General features: G+C 61.6%; 21 protein-coding genes and 1 pseudogene. 18 read left to right on the forward strand and 4 right to left on the reverse strand.

The genetic code is table 11. The features are described 5' to 3' along the window. Positions 1-89: 89 nt before the first annotated feature. Entirely contained in the window at positions 90-911 is an 822-nt protein-coding gene (locus X742_RS148500) for an SDR family oxidoreductase (protein WP_023773647.1), read from the reverse strand. Positions 912-1,135: 224 nt separating this feature from the next. Between X742_RS148500 and X742_RS148495 the strand changes: the two genes are divergently transcribed. The 5 genes from X742_RS148495 (at position 1,136) to X742_RS148475 (ending at position 5,151) form a co-directional block, all read left to right on the forward strand. Continuing rightward, complete coding sequence (locus tag X742_RS148495; RefSeq protein WP_023773648.1) at positions 1,136-2,170, forward strand: cysteine synthase A; 1,035 nt, start codon at positions 1,136-1,138, stop codon at positions 2,168-2,170. Between the two features lie 112 nt (positions 2,171-2,282). Beyond that, positions 2,283-3,026, forward strand: coding sequence for an alanyl-tRNA editing protein (locus X742_RS148490; protein WP_023773650.1), 744 nt, complete (start codon positions 2,283-2,285; stop codon positions 3,024-3,026). 29 nt (positions 3,027-3,055) lie between these two features. Further along, entirely contained in the window at positions 3,056-3,937 is an 882-nt protein-coding gene (gene sseA / locus X742_RS148485; RefSeq protein WP_023773651.1) for a 3-mercaptopyruvate sulfurtransferase, read from the forward strand. A gap of 4 nt (positions 3,938-3,941) precedes the next feature. After that, a complete protein-coding gene (locus tag X742_RS148480) occupies positions 3,942-4,505 on the forward strand; it encodes a GNAT family N-acetyltransferase (protein ID WP_023773652.1) in 564 nt (187 codons plus the stop codon). A gap of 178 nt (positions 4,506-4,683) precedes the next feature. Then, positions 4,684-5,151, forward strand: a complete 468-nt coding sequence (locus X742_RS148475; protein ID WP_023773654.1) for a DUF1203 domain-containing protein — start codon at positions 4,684-4,686, stop codon at positions 5,149-5,151. 212 nt (positions 5,152-5,363) lie between these two features. Here X742_RS148475 and ald read toward each other — a convergent pair whose 3' ends face one another. After that, the gene (gene ald / locus X742_RS148470; protein WP_023773655.1) at positions 5,364-6,479 is read right to left on the reverse strand and encodes an alanine dehydrogenase; all 1,116 of its coding nucleotides are present in this window, start codon (positions 6,477-6,479) and stop codon (positions 5,364-5,366) included. A 157-nt stretch (positions 6,480-6,636) separates the two neighbouring features. On the opposite strand from ald, the gene X742_RS148465 reads away from it, so the two are divergent. Further along, positions 6,637-7,110 carry an Lrp/AsnC family transcriptional regulator gene (locus X742_RS148465; RefSeq protein WP_015317948.1) on the forward strand — a complete coding sequence of 158 codons (474 nt, stop codon included), beginning with the start codon at positions 6,637-6,639 and terminating at the stop codon, positions 7,108-7,110. 4 nt (positions 7,111-7,114) lie between these two features. Here the strand turns inward: X742_RS148465 and X742_RS148460 are convergent, their stop codons facing one another. Further along, positions 7,115-7,774, reverse strand: a complete 660-nt coding sequence (locus X742_RS148460) for a 5-formyltetrahydrofolate cyclo-ligase (RefSeq protein ID WP_023773656.1) — start codon at positions 7,772-7,774, stop codon at positions 7,115-7,117. Positions 7,775-7,937: 163 nt separating this feature from the next. Between X742_RS148460 and X742_RS148455 the strand changes: the two genes are divergently transcribed. Together X742_RS148455 and X742_RS148450 are read left to right on the forward strand one after the other, a co-directional pair. Then, positions 7,938-9,203, forward strand: a complete 1,266-nt coding sequence (locus tag X742_RS148455; protein ID WP_023773657.1) for an NAD(P)/FAD-dependent oxidoreductase — start codon at positions 7,938-7,940, stop codon at positions 9,201-9,203. Positions 9,204-9,353: 150 nt separating this feature from the next. Further along, a complete protein-coding gene (locus X742_RS148450) occupies positions 9,354-11,333 on the forward strand; it encodes a bifunctional 2',3'-cyclic-nucleotide 2'-phosphodiesterase/3'-nucleotidase (protein ID WP_023773658.1) in 1,980 nt (659 codons plus the stop codon). Positions 11,334-11,466: 133 nt separating this feature from the next. On the opposite strand, the gene X742_RS148445 is transcribed toward X742_RS148450, so the two are convergent. Further along, the gene (locus X742_RS148445) at positions 11,467-12,723 is read right to left on the reverse strand and encodes a cyclopropane-fatty-acyl-phospholipid synthase family protein (protein ID WP_023773659.1); all 1,257 of its coding nucleotides are present in this window, start codon (positions 12,721-12,723) and stop codon (positions 11,467-11,469) included. A gap of 219 nt (positions 12,724-12,942) precedes the next feature. Between X742_RS148445 and X742_RS01000000170375 the strand changes: the two genes are divergently transcribed. The 10 genes and pseudogenes from X742_RS01000000170375 to X742_RS148405 all read left to right on the forward strand — a co-directional run bounded on the left by X742_RS01000000170375 (position 12,943) and on the right by X742_RS148405 (position 21,233). Then, positions 12,943-13,194 carry a hypothetical protein gene (locus X742_RS01000000170375; protein WP_032924904.1) on the forward strand — a complete coding sequence of 84 codons (252 nt, stop codon included), beginning with the start codon at positions 12,943-12,945 and terminating at the stop codon, positions 13,192-13,194. A 168-nt stretch (positions 13,195-13,362) separates the two neighbouring features. Then, positions 13,363-13,653 carry a Dabb family protein gene (locus tag X742_RS148440; protein WP_023773661.1) on the forward strand — a complete coding sequence of 97 codons (291 nt, stop codon included), beginning with the start codon at positions 13,363-13,365 and terminating at the stop codon, positions 13,651-13,653. Between the two features lie 147 nt (positions 13,654-13,800). Beyond that, entirely contained in the window at positions 13,801-14,682 is an 882-nt protein-coding gene (locus tag X742_RS148435; RefSeq protein WP_023773662.1) for a VOC family protein, read from the forward strand. Continuing rightward, entirely contained in the window at positions 14,679-15,521 is an 843-nt protein-coding gene (kdsA, locus tag X742_RS148430; protein WP_031241255.1) for a 3-deoxy-8-phosphooctulonate synthase, read from the forward strand. Before X742_RS148435 ends, kdsA begins: the two co-directional genes overlap by 4 nt. Positions 15,522-15,598: 77 nt before the next feature. Beyond that, positions 15,599-15,802, forward strand: coding sequence for a dodecin family protein (locus X742_RS148425; protein WP_015317939.1), 204 nt, complete (start codon positions 15,599-15,601; stop codon positions 15,800-15,802). 85 nt (positions 15,803-15,887) lie between these two features. Next, positions 15,888-16,354: pseudogene (locus X742_RS1000000176755) on the forward strand (PRC-barrel domain-containing protein). A gap of 382 nt (positions 16,355-16,736) precedes the next feature. Continuing rightward, positions 16,737-18,011: a phosphopyruvate hydratase gene (eno, locus tag X742_RS148420; protein WP_023773665.1), complete on the forward strand. Its 1,275-nt coding sequence runs from the start codon at positions 16,737-16,739 to the stop codon at positions 18,009-18,011. A 149-nt stretch (positions 18,012-18,160) separates the two neighbouring features. Further along, positions 18,161-18,484, forward strand: coding sequence for a septum formation initiator family protein (locus tag X742_RS148415; RefSeq protein WP_023773666.1), 324 nt, complete (start codon positions 18,161-18,163; stop codon positions 18,482-18,484). Between the two features lie 191 nt (positions 18,485-18,675). Further along, complete coding sequence (locus X742_RS148410) at positions 18,676-19,788, forward strand: pyruvate dehydrogenase (acetyl-transferring) E1 component subunit alpha (protein WP_023773667.1); 1,113 nt, start codon at positions 18,676-18,678, stop codon at positions 19,786-19,788. A gap of 14 nt (positions 19,789-19,802) precedes the next feature. Next, entirely contained in the window at positions 19,803-21,233 is a 1,431-nt protein-coding gene (locus tag X742_RS148405) for a pyruvate dehydrogenase complex E1 component subunit beta (protein WP_023773668.1), read from the forward strand. Positions 21,234-21,240: the final 7 nt, after the last annotated feature.

Raw genomic sequence — 21,240 nt, forward strand, 5'->3', positions numbered from 1 at the left:
AAACTCCACGCAACAACATTCAGACTATGGTGGTGGCCATGAACAGGCAACGGCGGTTCAGGCGGCCCAGCCACCAATCCTGTGGGCATCTATTTGTTGGGCGGTTTGCGCTCATAATGCAGTGGGCGTGCTTTCCAGCTGGTCGTCAGGCTGATCACCCATCGGCATAGCGGCCTTGGCAGCATGCCGAGAAATTTCAGCGGCCAGCTCGTTCTGTACGGGAAGGTCACTTCGAAGCCGCCGGATTTGATTCCCCGCATCATGCGGCGCGTCGCGCGGCCGACCGGCATCAGGCCAGGCATCGGCAGCATGTTCTTTTCGGTCAACGGCGTGTCGACAAAACCGGGGTTAATCACCTGGACGCGGATGTTCATCTTGTCGAAATCATATTTCAGCGACTCGGCCAGAATGTTGATCGCCGCCTTCGTACCGCCATAGGCCGCCGTGGTCGGCCAGCCGAAATAGGCGGTCACCGAGCCGACCAGAACGACATGGCCACGTGCCCGCACCCGCATATGCTCGACGACAGGCACCAGCCCATGGATGATGCCGAAATAGTTGACTTCGAAGGAGCGGCGAAAGTCCTTGACGACGAGGGACTCTCCGGGTGTCGAGATGTAATTACCGGCATTGAAGATGGCGAGCACGATCGGTCCGAGGTCGTTCTCGATCGCGGCGACCGTTCTTGCCATGCGCGGCTCGTCGGTGACGTCGCAGGGAAAGGACACGACCTTGCCCGGCATCTGCGCGGTCTCGACGATGAGCGTGTCGATCGGATCGTCGTCCAGCGCTGTCACCGCCACCGCATAGCCTTGTGACGCCAGATCCCTGGCCAGCGAGCGGCCGATGCCGCTGCTGCCGCCAGTGACCCAGGCTACGCCGTGTTTCGGATCGGCCCGATAGAGTGTCATGCTGCGCCCTGCCGAGTTGTTGATGTCTTGCTCTATCGGTGGAGGAATCGAATGAAAAGAGTGCTTCTCGACGCCAGGTGCAAATGAACTGTCGGGTGTCCAGCCGGTCCCCGCGACATCCATACACCGCAGCGCCGGAAATGCGACTGGACCAGACGAATTCTTGCCTTGAAACCTAAGCGTTGGGTTTCTAGGGTTCGGCGCACGCATACAAGGAATCCCGAATGCCCCGTTCAGTGATCGACGCGATCGGCAACACGCCCCTGATCCGCCTCAACAAGGCTTCCGAAGAAACTGGCTGCGAGATCCTGGGCAAGGCCGAGTTCATGAATCCGGGGCAGTCGGTTAAGGATCGCGCCGGCCTGTTCATCATCCGTGATGCCGAACAACGCGGCCTGTTGCAGCCGGGCGGTGTCATCGTCGAGGGGACCGCCGGCAATACCGGCATCGGGCTGACGCTCGTCGCCAAGGCGCTGGGCTATCGCACCGTCATCGTCATTCCGGATACCCAGAGCCAGGAAAAGAAGGACACGATCAGGTTGCTCGGCGCCGAGCTGATCGAAGTGCCGGCCGTGCCTTACAGGAATCCCAACAACTACGTGAAACTGTCGGGACGGCTGGCGGAGCAGATGGCCAGGAGCGAACCGAACGGCGCGATCTGGGCCAACCAGTTCGACAATGTCGCCAACCGCGATGGCCATATCCGCACGACGGCCGAGGAAATCTGGGCCCAGACCGGGGGCAAGGTCGACGGTTTTGTCTCGGCGGTCGGGTCAGGCGGAACGCTGGCCGGTGTCGGGCTCGGATTGAAAGCAAAGAGCAAGAACGTCAAGATCGCGCTCGCCGACCCTCTCGGCGCAGCGCTCTACAGTTTCTACACCAGCGGCGAGCTGAAGTCCGAAGGCAGTTCGATCACCGAAGGTATTGGGCAGGGGCGCATCACCGCAAATCTCGAAGGCTTCACGCCTGACTTCTCCTACCAGATCAGGGATGAGGACGCGCTGCCGATCGTCTTCGACCTGATCCAGGAGGAAGGCCTGTGCGTCGGCGGGTCGACCGGCATCAACATTGCCGGCGCGATGCGCCTGGCTGCGGAATTGGGTCCGGGCCACACCATCGTGACGATCCTTTGCGACTACGGGACGCGCTACCAGTCGAAGCTGTTCAACCCCGAATTCCTGCGCGAAAAGCAACTGCCTGTACCAGGCTGGATGGAATTGCAGAGCAAGATTTCGGTGCCCTTCGAGAAGGTCGCGTGATGGCGCACAAGACCGAAGCGCTGTTTCGCGACGACGCCTATCTCACNCTGCCTGTACCAGGCTGGATGGAATTGCAGAGCAAGATTTCGGTGCCCTTCGAGAAGGTCGCGTGATGGCGCACAGGACCGAAGCGCTGTTTCGCGACGACGCCTATCTCACGACGGCTGATGCCACGGTCGTCGCCATCAATGAGCGCGGCGGCATCATCCTCGACCGGACGATCTTCTACGCCACCTCGGGCGGCCAGCCGGGCGATAGCGGCACGTTGGAGCGTGCCGACGGTAGCGGCATCGACATCGCCGCAACCATATCAGGCGAGAACAAGGATGAGATCATCCACGTGCCGGTGCTCGCGCAGGCGCCACTGGCCGTTGGCGAGCGGGTGAAGCTGGCAATCTCGTGGGAGCGTCGGCATCTGCTGATGCGCATGCACTCGGCTTGCCATCTGCTCACCGTCATCTGTCCGTTCCCGATCACCGGGGCGGCGGTTTCCGAGGACGACAGCCGTGTCGATTTTGACATTCCAGACGCCAGCTTCACCAAGGAAGAGGTAACCGCCGGCATGATGGATCTGGTGCGGGCTGATCATCCCATCTTCACCAGGCTTATCAGCGACGAGGAATTGGCCGCGAACCCTGGTTTGGTGAAGTCCAAGAACGTCCGGCCGCCTGTTGGCACCGGCAAGATCCGTCTGGTCTGCATCGGTGACAACGCCTCGGTGGACAGCCAGCCCTGCGGCGGCACCCATGTGAGGAGCACCGGCGAAATCGGCGAGATCCACATCGGCAAGATCGAAAAGAAGGGCCGGGAGAACAGGCGCTTCCGCATCCGCTTCGGTCCTATGCCGGCGAACTGAACAGCGTCAAAAGGCGGCAGGAGAAAAGAATGGCCGAGGATAGTCCTTTTACCGTCGATGCGGACTGGCTGCAGGGGCGCTTGGGCCAGCCGGGCCTGACGATCGTAGACGCCTCCTGGTATCTGCCTGCACAAAAGCGCGACGCGCGCGCCGAGTATGATGCGGCTCATATTCCTGGCGCCCGTTTCCTGGACCAGGACGCGGTTTCGGATCCTGACGCTGCCTTGCCCCACACGCTCGCATCGCCGCAGCATTTCGCCCAATATGTCGGCTCAATGGGCGTGTCGGCTGATGACACCATTGTCGTCTATGATGGCCCGGGCTTTTTCTCCGCACCGCGGGCATGGTGGATGTTCCGGATCATGGGTGTCTTCCAGACCTATATTCTGGACGGCGGCTTCGACGGCTGGAAGGCGACCGGCCGGCCGGTAACGGCCGAGCCGACGAAGATCGCGCCAAGCGTCTTTCATGCCGATTTCGACGCCGGTCGCGTCGTCGGTCTGGCCGATATGCGCCGGCTTGTCGATACAAAGGCAGGCCAGATCGCCGATGCCCGCGGGCCGGGCCGCTTCACCGGCAGCGAACCCGAGCCTCGTGCGGGGATCCGCTCCGGTCACATGCCGGGCGCGCGCAATGTACCGTACTCCGCGCTCTCGGAAAACGGCAGGCTGCTGCCGAGGGACCGTTTGCGCAAAGTGATCGAGGACGCCGGTATCGACCTGTCCGGACCCGTGGTCACATCCTGCGGCTCCGGCGTCACCGCCGCGGTGGTCACGCTGGCGCTGGAGACGCTTGGCCATACCGATAACAGGCTTTATGACGGCTCATGGACCGAGTGGGGCGGATTGTCCGATACACCAGTCGTGACCGGCCCAGCAACGACCGGCCCAGCAACGACCGGCAAGGAATGAATTGATGGAAAACGGCGTGCTGCAGGACATTGAGGTCACTGTGACTTTTCTCGAAATGCATGCCCCACCGCCCGTCTCGCCACCGGTACCCTACAACCGCCAGGTAGCGCTGCTGAAGACCAGGGACATTCCCTTGCATTTTTATCGCTACCTCATGGACCGGGTGGGACGCAAATGGCAGTGGGTGAATGTTCTGAGGCTGAATGACGATGAGTTGTCGGCCGGAATCCACCGCGAGGATCGCGATATCAGGGTGCTCTATCTCGACGGTGCGCCAGCCGGCTTCTTCGATCTCAAGCCGCATCTGCCCGAGGAAGTCGAACTCGCCTATTTCGGCATGATGGAACATGCCACCGGTCAAGGCATCGGTCGCTGGTTCCTTGGTTCGGCGATTGCCGCCGCATGGTCATATGGGCCGAAAAGGGTGACGGTGCAGACCTGCACGCTCGACCACCCGGCCGCGCTACCGCTCTACCAGAAGCTCGGTTTCCAGCCGGTCGCGCAGAAGAAGGAAGTCGTGCATCCCCTACCTTTCGCCGAGCGCTCGGCCAGCGTCATGCGGCCGTAACTCAGCCGGAATCTGCCGCTGCTTCGGCAATTCATCAAAGGATTGTCGAACTGATTAGCCGATTTCGGTGGCCTTCCTTGAGCTCGAAAGGGTCGATCTGACGACGCTTGGCGGGAATCGGGTGGGAAGCACGGCGGCGAGCGCATAGTTTCCGGTCACCAGTACCGGAGATCTTGCGATGACCATCCAATTCACAGCTCTGCCGACCGAAAATGTCAGGGCCCTGCAGCGCGGCGGCCCCGATGCCTATGGCCGGACGCCCGAGCGGAAAGTCTCTGACGGCGACGGGATGCCCTGCCGTCATTGCCTCAGGAATATCGCCGCCGGCGATGTCTATCTCATCCTCGCCTACCGGCCATTTCCAGACCCTCAGCCCTATGCAGAAACCGGGCCGATCTTCCTGCATGCCCAGGAATGCGAGCGTGCCGCCGGGACAGGGGAGCCGCCGGAGATCCTCGACAGCCCAGACTATATCGTGCGCGGCTATGGCGGCGATGATCGCATCGTCTACGGCAGCGGTGGCGTCATCCCGACCGCAGCAATTGCCGCACGAGCCGAGACTTTGTTGGAGCGTGAGGACATTGCCTATGTGCATGTCCGCTCGGCCCGCAACAATTGCTATCAGTGCCGCGTCGAGCGCGCATGAGATCTAGGATTGGCGGCAGAAAGTCTCTGTCGTACTGCTGTCGCATATACGCGCTAGAAAGCCAGTGTCGATCGATTGGCCGACCGCGGATGAACCGGCGGCAATCTCGATATCGAGGAAGCGGGGCTTTGGCTCCGCTTTTTTGTTGCCTGTGCCGATTGCTCTAGAACAAACCCGCCGGTTCGAGCCGGCGGGGAAGACTGAAGGAAGCCTTAAGCCGCCAGCACTGCTTTCGGCTCGACCAGTTCGTAGCCGAGCGCTTCGGCGACCGCGCGGTTGGTAATCTTACCCTTGTGGACATTGAGGCCGTTGCGCAGGTGATGGTCATCGACCAGAGCCTTCAGGCCCTTGTCCGCGAGTTGCAGACCATAGTGCAGCGTCGCGTTGTTGAGCGCGTGGGCCGAGGTCACCGGCACGGCACCTGGCATGTTGGCAACGCAGTAGTGGATCACGCCGTCGACCTCGTAGGTGGGCTCGGCATGGGTGGTCGCGTGCGAGGTCTCGAAGCAGCCGCCCTGGTCGATCGCGACATCGACCAGTACCGAGCCTTTCTTCATGCCGGACAGCATTTCGCGGCTGACGAGCTTCGGTGCGGCGGCGCCCGGGATGAGCACGGCGCCGACGACGATGTCGGCGGAGAAGCATTCTTCCTCGAGCGCCTCGACGGTCGAGTAGCGGGTGTGGATCCGGCCGGCGAAGAGGTCGTCAAGCTGGCGCAGGCGCGGGATCGAGCGGTCGATGATGGTGACATCCGCGCCAAGGCCGGCGGCCATGCGGGCCGCGTGCAGACCAACGACGCCGCCGCCAAGCACGGTGACCTTGCCGGGCAGCACGCCGGGCACGCCGCCGAGCAGCACGCCGCGGCCGCCATTGGCCTTCTGCAGCGCCGTGGCGCCGGCTTGGATCGACAAGCGGCCGGCGACTTCCGACATCGGCGCCAGCAGCGGCAGGCCGCCACGATCATCGGTCACGGTTTCGTAGGCGATCGCGGTGACGCCCGAGGCGAGCAGGCCCTTGGTCTGCTCCGGATCCGGAGCCAAATGGAGATAGGTGTACAGGATCTGGCCTTCGCGCAGCTGCGCCCATTCATTGGGCTGCGGCTCCTTGACCTTGACGATCATGTCCGACTTGGCGAACACGTCGGCGGCCGTCTTGGCGATGACGGCGCCAGCGGCGCGATAGGCGTTGTCATCGGCACCGATGCCGGCGCCCGCGCCGGTCTCGACCAGCACTTCGTGGCCATGGGCGACATATTCGCGGACCGAGCCTGGCGTTAGGCCGACACGGTATTCATGGTTCTTGATTTCCTTGGGGCAGCCGATGCGCATTTTCTTCTCCTGATCCGGGCCCTTTTGGGCTCACTCCCTGTAGTGCTGGAGTGAACCATGAATCGGCGTGCAGGTGTTTGCGAATGCGCTTGCGTGAACAGGCTGGTTTCGATAGTCGTTGCAAAAATCTTACGCTTTTTCGCAGGAATCACGAAAAATGCCGCTCGACAGGATTGATATCGCCATTCTGGAGACTTTGCAGAAGGACGGGCGGATGCCGAACGCGGCGCTTGCCGAGAAGGTCGGCCTATCGCAGTCGGCCTGCTCTCGCCGGCTCGACAATTTGGAGAAGTCCGGAACCATCCGCGGCTATCACGCCCGGCTGTCCAACGCGGCCCTTGGCCACCAGATGACGGCGATCGTCCACATATCGCTCTCCGGCCAGTTCGAGAAGACGCTGTCGGATTTCGAGGCAGCGATCAAACGCTGCCCCAACGTGCTGTCTTGCCACCTGATGTCGGGCGAGTACGACTATATCCTGCGGATCGCGGCCAAGGATCTCGTCGACTACGAGCGCATCCACAAGGAATGGTTGTCGGCGATGCCGCATGTGACGAAGATCAATTCGTCCTTCGCCCTGCGCGAAATCGTCGACCGCACGGCAATGGGTCTGAAGCCGGAGATGGCGTAGAGCCCTATACCGTGGCCGTCTCCGTCACGATCCGATCCATCGGGATGTCGTGCGGCTGCGGATAGATGGTGGCGATACGCTGCATTTCGTAGCCGACGCCGATGACCAGTGGCTTGAACGGCATGGCGGCCAGCGTACGGTCGAAGAAGCCGCCGCCATAGCCCAGGCGATAGCTTGCCGGATCAATGCCGACAATGGGCGAGATGACGATGTCCGGCAGCACCGGATCACCCTCTGCCGGAATCGGGATGTTCCAGACGCCCTTTTCCAACCGGTCGCCCGGTTTGTAGGCGCGGAAGATCAGCGGTTGCCCTTTCTCGACCACGATCGGCAGTGCGGTGCGGCCGCCACGCTCATTGACGGACGCCATCCAGGGCCGCAGATCCGGCTCGCCGCGAAATGGCCAGTAAAGGCTGACCATGCGGCCCGCGATCTCCCCGACAAGTGCATCCAGCCCGCCGGCGATGCGTTGCGACATTGCCGTTCGGGCATCGGCGGAAACTTCAAGTCGGGCGGAGATCAGCCTTTCGCGCTCGGCTTTGCGCCAACGCCGCACGTCGGTCCAGTCGCTGAGTGGTGCCTGGAACGCAGGGTCGAGCTCGTGCATGAAGCAGGGCGGCGAAGAGTATTGCGCCGGGCCCTGGTTGTCATGATCGTTAGCCATGCCTCACCTCATCTCACGTTCGATGACGCTATACCTCGCGATACGATAGAACATGTGCATTCACGACATGGAACGACGAGTCTCAAGCACTGTCCTGCCATTGTTGCATTGCACAAGATACCTACATCTAGGGCAGGCAATCTTGCCATCAGGGGTGAATCAAATGAGCGATGCCAGACATCATGTCGTCGTCGTTGGCGCCGGGTTCGGCGGTCTCGAATTCACCCGCGCACTGGCCGGCGCACCGGTGCGCATCACCATGATCGACAAGCGCAACCATCATCTGTTCCAGCCGCTGCTCTATCAGGTGGCAACCACGGCGCTTGCAACCTCGGAGGTTGCCTGGCCGATCCGCCATCTCTTGCGCAAGCGCAGGGATGTGACCACGCTGCTCGCCAATGTCACGGGTGTCGACCGGGCCGGCAAACGCGTTCTGCTCGACGACGGCAGCGCCGTCGCCTACGACACGCTGGTGCTCGCCACCGGGGCGCGCCATGCCTATTTCGGCCATGACGAGTGGGAGCCTTTCGCGCCGGGCTTGAAGACTTTGGAGGACGCCACCACCATTCGGCGCCGCATTCTTCTGGCCTTCGAGCAGGCGGAGCGGGAACCCGACGCTGCCAGGCGCGAGGCACTGCTGACCATTGCCATCGTCGGCGGCGGGCCGACCGGGGTCGAACTCGCCGGAACCATTGCCGAACTGGCACAAGACACGCTGCGCGGCGAATTCCGCAACATCGATACGCGCCAGACGCGCGTGGTGCTGATCGAGGCCGGCGACCGCATTCTGGCCAATTTCGCGCCAAAGCTCTCCGACTACGCCGGGAAGGAGCTGGAACGGCTTGGCGTTTCGGTCGAGCTCGGCCGGGCCGTTACGCGCTGCGATGCCGACGGCGTGGTTTTTGGCGACACGGTTCTACCGGCCCGCACGATCCTGTGGGCAGCCGGCGTTGCCGCTTCGCCAGCCGCCGAGTGGCTGGGAGCGAAAGCGGATCGGGCGGGCAGAGTGCTGGTCGAGCCTGATCTCAGCGTGCCCGGCAGCCCGGAGATTTTTGTCATCGGCGACGCCGCCCACGTGCTGCGGCCCGACGGGCGGCCGGTGCCCGGCGTGGCCCCTTCCGCCAAGCAGGAGGGACGGCATGTTGCCGCGACCGTCAAGGCCAGGCTTGCCGGCGACACCAGCCCGCGGCCTTTCCACTACAAGCACGCCGGCGATCTGGCGACGATCGGCAAGCGCGCCGCCGCGATCGATTTCGGCTGGATCAAGCTGACCGGCTGGCTCGCATGGTCGCTGTGGGGCATTGCCCATATCTATTTCCTGATCGGCTTTCGCAACCGGCTGGCGGTTTCGCTGAGCTGGCTTTGGATCTACGTCACAGGCCAGCGCAGCGCCCGGTTGATCACCCAGGGCGACGACGACAAGACCTGACTTTCTTCACCGCGCCTTTCATCCGGCCGTCATCTGTTGCTGATGGATTGGCGTGCCGATGCGCGCGACTTCTTGAGTGGACTTGAGCTGATTTCAGCGCGAAGTTCGCTTCGGGGCAGGGCTCGTCAGGTCGTCGAAGAAGGAGAAAACATGTCGCAACTGCTCCACCCCGTCTCTCGCCGTGGTCTCCTGGCGGGGGCCGCCGCCACAGGGGCGCTGATCGTGCTTCACCCCTTCTCCGCCCGGGCGCAGGCCAACCAGGCGCATCTAAGGATCATGGAAACCACCGATATCCATGTGAACGTGCTGCCTTATGACTACTACGCCGACAAAGCCAATGACACGATGGGCCTGTCGCGCACGGCCTCCCTCATCGACGCGGTGCGCAAGGAAGCCGCCAATTCGATGCTGATCGACAATGGCGACCTTTTGCAGGGCAACCCGATGGGCGACTACATCGCCTATGAGAAGGGCCTGAAGGAGGGCGATCTCCATCCGATCATGAAAGGCATGAACCTGCTCGGCTACGAGTGTTCGACGCTAGGCAATCACGAATTCAACTACGGCCTGTCCTTTCTGGACAAGGTGCTGGCCGGCGCCAATTTCCCGTTCGTCTGCGCTAATCTGATCCGGGGTACCGAGCTTGCCGCCAACCCGCGCGACGACAAGCTCTACCTCAAGCCCTACATAATCCTGGACAAGAAGATCAAGGACGGGTCAGGCGCGGAACAGCCGATCAGGGTCGGCATCATCGGTTTCGTGCCGCCGCAGATCATGGTCTGGGACCTCAAGAACCTCGAAGGCAACGTCAAGACGCGCGACATCGTCGAAGCGGCGAGGGCGTGGGTGCCGCGGATGAAGGAGGAGGGCGCCGACATCGTCATCGCGCTCTCGCATTCCGGCATCGACGTCAAGCAGGGTGACATGATGGAGAATGCCTCGTTCTTTGTCGCAGGCGTCGAAGGCATCGACGCGGTCTTCACCGGACACCAGCATCTGGTCTTCCCCGGCAAGAAAGATTTCCAGGCGCTCGAGGGCGTTGACGCACAGAAGGGGACGCTGCAGGGCAAGCCCGCCGTCATGGGCGGTTTCTGGGGCTCGCATATGGGCCTGATCGACCTGATGCTGGAGCGCGACGGGTCGAAGTGGAAAGTGGTCTCGGCGACATCGGAGGCGCGGCCCATCTTCGAGCGTGTCGACAGCAAGAACAAGCCGACCGTCCCGGACGACAAGCGCATCATCGCCGCTCTCGAGCAAGACCACCAAGCGACCCTCGCCTATGTACGCCGCCCTGTCGGCAAGACGTCCGCGCCGCTCTATTCCTATTTCGCGCTGGTCGCGGACGACCCGTCGGTACAGGTCGTCAGCCAGGCGCAAACCTGGTACCTGAAGGACATATTGAAAAGCACACAGTGGAAGGACGTGCCGTTGCTATCGGCGGCGGCCCCGTTCAAAGCCGGTGGACGCAACGGCGCCGACTACTATACCGACGTGCCGGCGGGCGACATCGCGATCAAGAACGTCGCCGACCTCTACCTCTATCCCAACACGGTGCGCGCCGTGGAAATTACGGGGGCTCAGGTCAAGGAATGGCTGGAAATGTCGGCCGGCATTTTCAACCGAATCGAGGCCGGGAAGACCGACCAGGTTCTGATCAACACTGATTTTCCATCCTACAATTTCGACGTGATCGACGGCGTCACCTACAGGATAGACCTGTCGCAGCCGCCGAAATACGATTCCAAGGGCGGCATCGCCAATGCCGGTTCCAATCGCATTGTTGAGCTTATGTTCGACGGAAAACCCATTGATCCGGCAGCGAAATTCGTTGTCGCGACCAACAATTACCGGGCCGGCGGCGGTGGCAATTTCCCTGACATCAATGCCTCGAAGATCATCTACGAGGCGCCGGACACCAACCGCGATGTCATCGTTCGATACATCGTCAGCCAGGGCACCATCAACCCGTCGGCCGACGATAACTGGTCGTTCGCGCCGTTGCCGGGAACCAGCGTCGTCTTCGACACCGGCGTCAAGGCAAAGGACTTCATCGCCGATGTGAAGTCGCTTAAGATCGAACCTGCCGGCGAGGGCGAAGCTGGCTTTGCCAGATATCGCATCCTTCTCTGATCAGGCCGTCAAAAACTGGTGCGGTCAGCCTTGGCCGCATGTCAGATCCTTGGAGGGGCCGGCGGCACGAATCGCCCCTTGACTACCGGCATGACAAGATCCAGCGCATCGGTGGAAATGCCGCCCGCACAGGCTACGCCTTGTAGACCACCTGGCGCACATCAATGTAGCTGGCTCGGAAGCCGGCTTCGCAATAGTGCAGGTAGAACTCCCAGAGCTTCTTGAAACGATCGTCGAAACCGAGCGGTACGATTTTCTCCCACGACCCTCGGAAACGCTGGCGCCATTCGGCAAGCGTACGGGCATAGTCCTCGGGGAAAACGCGTTCGCGCAGATGGGCAAGGCCGTGCGCGGCGCCAAGTGATTTCAATATGGACGGCGTCGGCAGCATGCCGCCCGGGAAAACGTAGCGCTGGATGAAATCCGGCCTGGCGCGATAGGTGTCGTAGGCGGCTTCGTTGATGGTGATGATCTGCAGTCCAGCCATGCCGTCGGGCTTCAGGCAGTCCTTCATCTTGGAGAAGAACACCGGCCAGTATTTCTCGCCGACCGCCTCGAACATCTCGATCGAGGCGATGCGATCGTAGGTGCCCGTTTCGTCGCGGTAATCCTGCAACTTGATGTCGACCTTCTCGGCAAGGCCGGCCTTGGCGATGCGCGCCTTGGCGAAGTCGTGCTGCTCGCGGCTGATGGTCAATCCGGTGACTCGGCAACCGATTTCGCGTGCGGCGAATTCGGCAAAGCCGCCCCAACCGCAGCCTATCTCCAGCACATGATCCTTCGCGCCTACGCCCGTATCCCTGGCCAGCGCCCGGTATTTGGCGGCCTGGGCGCTCTCGAGATCGTTGACGCCATTGGCGTAAAGCGCCGAGGAATAGGTCATGCTCGGGTCGAGCCATTCCTTGTAGAAGGCGTTGCCGAGATCGTAGTGCGCCGAGATATTACGCTTCGATCCCGTGCGTGTGTTCTCGTTGAACCAGTGACGGATGCGCTGGACTGTGTTGATGAGCCAGCTGGCGCCGCCCGCAACCCTCTCACCGAAGGCGGAGTTGACCACGAACAATTCCAGGAAGCTGGTGACGTCAGGGCTTTCCCAATCGCCGTCCATATAGGATTCGGCAACACCAATTGTGCCGCCGGAAAAGGCGCGGCCCGGCAGGCGCCAGTTCTTGAGCACCAGTTCTGCATCGGGCCCCGGCGCCTTGCCGCCGACGAGAACGGCGCGGCCGTCCGGCATCCAGACTTTCAGCGAACCGCGCGGCAGGTTCATCGCCGCCGACAGCACCATGCGCGCTTTGGCCGGCAGGCCCTTGACGCTCTCGGCGAAATTGAACTCGTCGAGCCTGACCACGTCGCCCGGCGCTATGCCATCCTGTTCCCCGTGTGCCATTCCATGCCCCTGGATCTCCGTGGTGCCGGCGCAATTGCCGAGCCGCGGTTCTCTTGGTTCATTCGCCGGGTTCGAACGCCGTTGCCTAGTCCCGGGTTGCCTGCGGATCCGGCGACAGGCGGGCTCGAACGAAGCGCGCGACCATTAGCCCGAGCTTCAGCGCTTTCCGATGAATGCCTGCGCCAATCTTCCACTCGATGAGGCGGAACTTCAAGAGGCATGCCAAGAGCTGGACTGCGCCACGCGGGTGGCTGGCATACGCCGCCTTGCGTCAGGCTGCTGCCCGAAATCGAAAACGTCTATGGCAGCCGCAGCGCTAGTGCGATAGCTTTGGCCATGCGTTATGTGATTGTCATTGCCGCCATCGCGTTCTTTCTGATCTGGGACGGTCTCTACAATCAGGGCCGGTATCTTGACGTCACGGTCAGGGAACTCTCCCATGTCGTGCGCTACGTCACCGGAAAAGCCTGATATCCTTCTTGAGATAGCAGCCTGGCGCCTCATTTGGGGTGCTCACCGCGGTGAGACGAGGGCCAGCCCGATCGAGGCGCGTCGCAAGGACGCGTGGCGCCATGACCGGTTGACGCAAAGAGACCGCCGTCACAAAAGACCTCGACATTTCAGATCGAGGAGGCGGGATTGATCCGGCATATCGTTTTCTTCAGCGCGCGGCGCAAGGAAGATGTGGAAGCAGTTCGCACCGGACTGCTGGCGCTTGGTGACATTCCTCATTCCAGCCTCTTCGAGGTCACGTTGAACACCAAGGTCGACCCGCTGTCGGATGAAGTCGATGTCGTCGTCTACGCGGAATTCGCCGATGACGCGGCGCTGGCAGCCTACAAGGCGCACCCGCTCTATGCGCAGACCACCAGCAAGGTCAAACCATTGCGCGAGCTGCGCTATTCCGCTGATGTCGTGGCCCGAAGCTGATCCGTGCGGGGGATAGCCCCACGTCAAGTCCAGTTGCGGCGGAAGCGAATGTCCAAGACTCTTCCAGTTGGTTGTTGCGGGGCCGCCGCCGGCGGCATTGCGATCAAGTCTTGAACCGATCTTCCGAATGATGCACATCGCGCTTCCATGACCTCGTCAGACATTCATCCGCTCGATCATCTGGTTCTGCCGACGCAGAGCCTTGATGCGGCGCGTGCCCGGCTTAACGCCCTTGGCTTCGTCGTCGCTCCGACCGGAATCCATCCGTTTGGCACGGAAAACTGCTGCGTTTTCCTCGCCGACGGCTCCTATCTGGAGCCGCTTGCGATTGGCCGTAAACAGGCTGCGACAGAGGCGGCTGCCGAGGGCAATGTCTTCGTTGCGCGAGATCGCCTCTATCGGGAAAGTCGTGGCAACGAGGGATTTTCCGCGGTGGTCCTCGGCACGGACAATGCGGATGGCGACCATCAACGCTATGTCGAAGCGGGTCTGTCGGCTGGAGACAAGCTGAGCTTCTCCCGAGCCTTTACCGATTCGGCGGGCAAAAGCCATACGGCGTCGTTCAAGCTCGCCTTTGCCGCGGCTCCTGGCCAAACGGACGCGTTTCTTTTTGCCTGTCAGCGCATCAACGCGCCGAGAGTAGACCGAGGAGCCTTGCAGGCTCACCCCAATGGGGTCGACGGAATTGTCGAGGTGATTGCAATCAGCAGCGCTTCCGCCGAGCAGCATCGGCTGATTTCAGTGGCGGTCAATGATCAGGCCGCCGATGCGCACGACGGCGTTTTTCATCTGCCGAACGCAGGCTTGACCGTGCTGGACGCCGCTGCTTTCACGGCGCGCTTCGGAATAACGGCCGGTACGCCATCAGAATTGCACTTCGCCGCCGTGGTTTTTTCGATCCCCGACATTGGCGCCACCGCACGCCTGCTTGCGGCCAATGCCATCCAGCACGATATGTCGGGCAATGACATCATCGTGCGGCCGGCATCCGGGCAGGGCGCGGCTTTCATCTTTCGGGAGATCCCATGAGCAACCCCCTGGCGCCCAATTCGTCGGTAACCGTCGGCAACGTCGTCTTCGACAATACCGGACCGCTGGCGCTGATCGCCGGCCCTTGCCAGTTCGAATCGCGCCAGCACGCCTTCGATATGGCCGGCACGCTGAAGGAGCTGACCGGCAGGCTCGGCATCGGCCTCGTCTACAAGACGAGTTACGACAAGGCCAATCGCACCTCGCTGTCAGCAACGCGGGGTGCCGGCATGGACGCCGCGCTTCCCGTCTTCGACGAGTTGCGCAAGGAATTCTCGCTTCCCGTGCTGACCGATGTCCACACCGAGGAACAGTGCGCGATCGTGGCGCCGCATGTCGACGTGCTGCAGATTCCGGCCTTCCTGTCGCGCCAGACCGATATGCTCGTCGCCGCCGCGAGGACGGGCAAGGTCATCAATGTGAAGAAGGGGCAGTTCCTCGCACCCTGGGACATGAAAAACGTGGTCGCCAAGATCACCGGCTCCGGCAATGCCAATGTGCTGACCACCGAGCGCGGCGCTTCTTTCGGGTACAACACGCTGGTGTCGGATATGCGCGCTCTGCCCGTCATGGCCGAGATCGGCGCCCCGGTGATCTTCGACGCCACCCATTCGGTGCAGCAGCCGGGCGGGCAGGGCGGATCGTCTGGCGGGGAGCGCCGCTTTGTCGAGACGCTGGCCCGCGCGGCCGTTGCCGTGGGCGTTGCCGGCGTGTTCATCGAGACCCACCAGGACCCGGACAATTCGACTTCCTCCGATGGTCCCAACATGCTGCCGCTGAAGGATATGCCGGCACTGCTGGAAAGGCTCATGGCCTTCGACAGGATAGCAAAGGGCTGAAAAGCCAATGTCTTGTAGCGAATAAGCCCCGGTTGTAGGCTTGTCCGGCAAATGAGCGCTTTGGCAGGAGGAAGCCAATGTCCGTCGCCCGTGTCACCGAAATCACCTCGTCGTCCAGGAAAAGCTTTCAAGACGCCATCGAGAAGGGGATTGCGCGCGCCGCGAAGACCCTGAAGAACGTCGAAGGCGCCTGGATCCAGGATCAGAAGATCGTCGTCGAGGATGGCAAGATCGCAGCCTATCGCGTCAATATGAAGGTGACTTTCATCCTCGCGGAGTGATTGGGCAGCCCGCCAAAAAAGTCGGGAACTTTCGCCCGCGCCCCTCATTGTCAAAGTGCGGATTAACGACAACGAGGAGCAAACAATGACGACGCAAACAGGTCACACCGAAGCCATTGCCGCTTCACGAGTCATCGGCACGACCGTCTACAACACCCAAGGCGACAGCATCGGCAGCATCGAGGACGTCATGCTCGACAAGACGTCGAACGGCATCATGTTCGCGGTGATCGGATTTGGCGGCTTTCTCGGCATTGGCGAGAAGTACAGATCGGAAGAGCGTCGTGTAGNATGCTCGACAAGACGTCGAACGGCATCATGTTCGCGGTGATCGGATTTGGCGGCTTTCTCGGCATTGGCGAGAAGTACCACGCCATCCCCTGGGCAAGCCTCGACTATGATGAGGCAAGAGGCGGATATGTCATACCATTCTCCAAGGAACAGCTGAAGGCAGCGCCTGCCCATTCGATCAACGAACTGGCCGGCGCGGATGGCGAGAGCGCGCGCGACGAGTCATACGAATATTACAAGGTCGCGCCCTACTGGCATTGACGCCATAATTGGAAAAAGGGGGCCGTTCTACGGCCCCCTTTTGATTCAAACGTAACGCTACTCGCTAGCGTGCAAAGCCGGCAAAGAGGCAGTAGCCTTTGGCGGCGACTGCTGGTTGTCGCATGACGTCAGAAACGCCGCGGCGATCAGAAACAGACTGACAATACCGCTCAACTCAGACATGGCGAACCCCTCCTGTTTCGCCCCGCGCGATAACAATCTTAACCTGGAATGCGCGTCCGGTGGCATGACTTATGATGACAGGAAATTGCGCTTCGTGAATCGGGCGGGCGGCACTATTCGATCAGGCCCCGATTGCCTTTTGCGTCGCTTTGGCTAAGACGGGCGCGACGTTTTCTCCAGATCAATCGAGGACATCGCAATGACCGCCATCATCGACATTGTCGGGCGTGAAATCCTGGACAGCCGTGGAAACCCGACCGTCGAGGTCGATGTTGTTCTCGAAGACGGTTCGATGGGCCGCGCCGCTGTGCCGTCGGGTGCCTCCACCGGAGCACACGAAGCCGTCGAGCTTCGTGACGGCGGCGCCCGCTACCTTGGCAAGGGCGTGCTCAGGGCCGTCGAGGCGGTCAATGGCGAATTGTTCGAGGCGATCGGCGGCATGGAAGCCGAAAACCAGATCCATATCGATCAGACCATGATCGAACTTGATGGCACGCCCAACAAGAGCCGGCTCGGCGCCAACGCCATTTTGGGCGTTTCGCTGGCGGTCGCGAAGGCCGCTGCCGAGGCCGCCGGGCTGCCGCTCTACCGCTATGTCGGCGGCACCAAGGCGCATGTCCTGCCCGTGCCGATGATGAACATCATCAATGGCGGCGCGCATGCCGACAACCCGATCGACTTCCAGGAATTCATGATCCTTCCGGTCGGCGCGCCGACGCTGCGCGAAGGCGTGCGCTGGGGCTCGGAAATCTTCCACACGCTGCGCAAGAAGCTGAAGGATGCCGGCCACAACACCAATGTCGGCGACGAGGGCGGCTTCGCGCCGAATCTGAAGAGCGCGCCGGTGGCGCTCGACTTCATCATGGAATCGATCGAGAAGGCCGGATTCAAACCGGGCGAAGAGATCGCGCTCGGCCTCGATTGCGCCGCGACCGAGTTCTTCAAGGACGGCAACTATGTCTATGAGGGCGAGAAGAAAACGCGCGATCCCAAGGCGCAGGCCAAGTATCTCGCCAAGCTCGCCGCCGACTATCCGATCATCTCGATCGAGGATGGCCTTGCCGAGGACGATTGGGAAGGCTGGAAGTACCTGACCGACCTGATCGGCAAGAAGACGCAGCTTGTCGGCGACGATCTCTTCGTCACCAACACGGCGCGCCTGCGCGACGGCATCCGCATGGGCGTCGCCAATTCGATCCTGGTCAAGGTCAACCAGATCGGCTCGCTGACCGAGACGCTCGACGCCGTCGAGACCGCGCACAAGGCTGCCTACACCGCCGTCATGTCGCACCGTTCGGGCGAGACCGAGGATTCGACCATCGCCGATCTCGCCGTCGCCACCAATTGCGGACAGATCAAGACCGGATCGCTGTCGCGCTCGGACCGTATGGCCAAATACAACCAGCTGATCCGGATCGAGGAAGAACTCGGCAAGCAGGCGCATTATGCCGGCAAGTCCGTGATCAAGGACTGATCCCGCCGCACATTGTTGATACGGAGAGGGCGGGACATCCCGCCCTTTTTCATTTCAGGCCGGCACGGCGGTCTCCCGTAACCGTCCGTTAAGCACAATCAGGCGAAAAAGACTTCGAGCCGTTCGAGTTCGCGGCACGGGGATCGGTCATGTGGACGCGTCAGCACAAGCAGAGAAACACCGGCCGGCTGATCGTTCCCTCGCTGTGCGTGCTGTTCCTGGCTTATTTCGGCTTCCATGCCTATCACGGTGAATTCGGCATCAATTCGAAATACAAGCTCGAGGCCGAGACGGTCGCTTTGCAGGGGCAGCTCGATGCGATCAAGGCACGCAGGATGGACCTTGAGCGGCGTGTCAAGCTCATGCATGACGGCACGCTGGAGAAGGACATGCTCGATGAGCAGGCGCGCAAGGCACTCAATCTGTCGCAGGCCGACGAGATCACCATCATGCTGCCGGCTCTGGCGAAGTAACCAGTTTCAGGTTAATCAACAATATTTTCAATGATTTTAATTGCTTAGGCGCATGCCAGCTATGCAATTTCGACATGGCGGAACGCCTTTCTACGTGTTAGCCTCCCATAAATCGAAGGGGAGGGCGATCTCCCCGGAGCAGTTTGATCTTGCTCCAGTGTCCGCAAAGAGACGCCAACAGGGAGTGATGCATGGCCACCGCAGCCAGAAGAGCGCCTGCCAAATCGAAATCCGACGGCAAGTCCGGTCTATCAGCACCCAAGCCTATTGACTTCACCAAGGACGAAGAGCTTGCCGCCTACCGGCACATGCTGCTCATCCGTCGCTTCGAGGAGAAGGCCGGCCAGCTCTACGGCATGGGCTTCATTGGCGGTTTCTGTCACCTCTATATCGGCCAGGAAGCGGTCGTCACCGGCATGAAGATGGCGCTGATCGACGGCGATCAGATGATCACGGCCTATCGCGATCACGGCCACATGCTGGCGATGGAGCTGTCGCCGCGTGGCGTGATGGCCGAGCTGACCGGACGCCGCGGCGGCTTGTCCAGGGGCAAGGGCGGCTCCATGCACATGTTCTCCAAGGAGAAGCATTTCNTGACCGGACGCCGCGGCGGCTTGTCCAGGGGCAAGGGCGGCTCCATGCACATGTTCTCCAAGGAGAAGCATTTCTATGGCGGTCACGGCATTGTCGGTGCACAGGTGTCGCTTGGAACAGGTCTGGCTTTTGCCAACCGCTACCGCGACAACAACAATGTCTCGCTGACCTATTTCGGCGACGGCGCCGCCAACCAGGGCCAGGTCTACGAAAGCTTCAACATGGCCTCGCTGTGGAAGCTGCCGGTGATCTACATCATCGAGAACAACCGCTACGCCATGGGCACCTCGGTGTCGCGCTCTTCGGCGGAAACCAATTTATCGCATCGTGGCGCGTCGTTCAAGATTCCGGGTATCCAGGTCGACGGCATGGATGTGCGTGCGGTCAAGGCGGCTGGCGATCTGGCTACCGAGTGGTGCCGTGCCGGCAACGGGCCGATCATTCTGGAAATGCAGACGTATCGCTATCGCGGCCACTCGATGTCCGACCCGGCGAAATACCGCTCCAAGGAAGAAGTCCAGAAGATGCGCTCCGATCATGATCCGATCGAGCAGGTCAAGGCGCGGCTCATCGAGAAGAAGTGGGCGACCGAGGACGAACTCAAGACCGTCGACAAGGAGGTTCGCGACATCGTCGCCGACGCCGCCGAATTTGCCCAGCACGACGCGGAGCCGGATCCGTCCGAGCTCTGGACCGATATCGTATTGTAAGGGAGGGCCAGGACATGCCGATCGAAATTCTGATGCCCGCCCTCTCGCCGACCATGGAAGAGGGCAATCTTTCCAAGTGGTTGAAGAACGAGGGCGACAAGGTCGTCGCCGGCGACGTCATCGCCGAGATCGAAACCGACAAGGCGACGATGGAAGTCGAAGCCGTCGACGAAGGTACGCTGGGCAAGATCCTGATCGCCGCCGGCACCGAAGGCGTCAAGGTCAACACCCCCATCGCCGTTCTGCTGCAGGATGGCGAAAGTTCTGGCGACATCGACAAGGGCTCCAAGGCGGCTCCCGCCTCCACGCAGGACGCGGTGTCAACTGGTGGCCAGCGCGCCGACGCGGCCGAGGAAGGCTCGCAACGGGCGCCGCAGGATGCTGGAGAGGCGCCGAAAGCCTCCGTCCCCGCCGCCCCGGCGGCCAAACTCGCTGCCGATCCGGACATTCCTGCCGGCACTGAAATGGTCTCGACCACGGTACGCGAGGCGCTGCGCGATGCCATGGCCGAGGAAATGCGCCGCGACGGCGATGTCTTCGTGATGGGTGAGGAAGTCGCCGAATACCAGGGCGCCTACAAGATCACGCAAGGCTTGCTGCAGGAATTTGGGCCGCGTCGCGTCGTCGATACGCCGATTACCGAGCATGGTTTTGCCGGGGTTGGTGTCGGTGCGGCGATGGCTGGGCTGAAGCCGATCGTCGAGTTCATGACCTTCAACTTCGCCATGCAGGCGATCGACCAGATCATCAATTCCGCCGCCAAGACGCTCTATATGTCGGGCGGCCAAATGGGCGCGCCAATCGTGTTCCGCGGGCCAAATGGCGCGGCGGCCCGTGTCGCGGCACAGCACTCGCAGTGCTATGCCGCCTGGTACAGCCACATTCCAGGCCTGAAGGTCGTGATGCCCTATACGGCCGCCGACGCCAAGGGCCTGCTCAAGGCAGCGATCCGCGACCCGAACCCGGTCATCTTCCTCGAGAATGAAATCCTCTACGGCCAGTCCTTCGACGTTCCGAAGCTGGACGACTTCGTGCTGCCGATCGGCAAGGCGCGCATCCACAAGGCAGGCAAGGATGTTACCATCGTATCCTTCGGCATCGGCATGACCTATGCGGTGAAGGCTGAAGCCGAGCTGCGCGGCATGGGCATCGACGCCGAGATCATCGACCTCAGGACTATCCGTCCGCTCGATCTCGACACAGTCATCGCCTCGGTTAAGAAAACCAACCGGCTGGTCGTGGTCGAAGAAGGCTACCCGCAGAATTCGGTTGGCGACCACATCGCCAACCAGGTCTCGCAGCGCGCCTTCGATTTCCTCGACGCACCGGTCATCACCATTGCCGGCAAGGACGTGCCGATGCCTTATGCGGCCAACCTCGAAAAACTGGCCTTGCCCAATGTCGGCGAAGTCATCGAGGCCGTCAAAGCCGTCGCATATCGCTGAACCGGGT

Origin of the sequence: Mesorhizobium sp. LNHC229A00, from assembly GCF_000502415.1 — a bacterium.
In the GTDB taxonomy this organism is placed as follows: Bacteria; Pseudomonadota; Alphaproteobacteria; order Rhizobiales; family Rhizobiaceae; genus Mesorhizobium.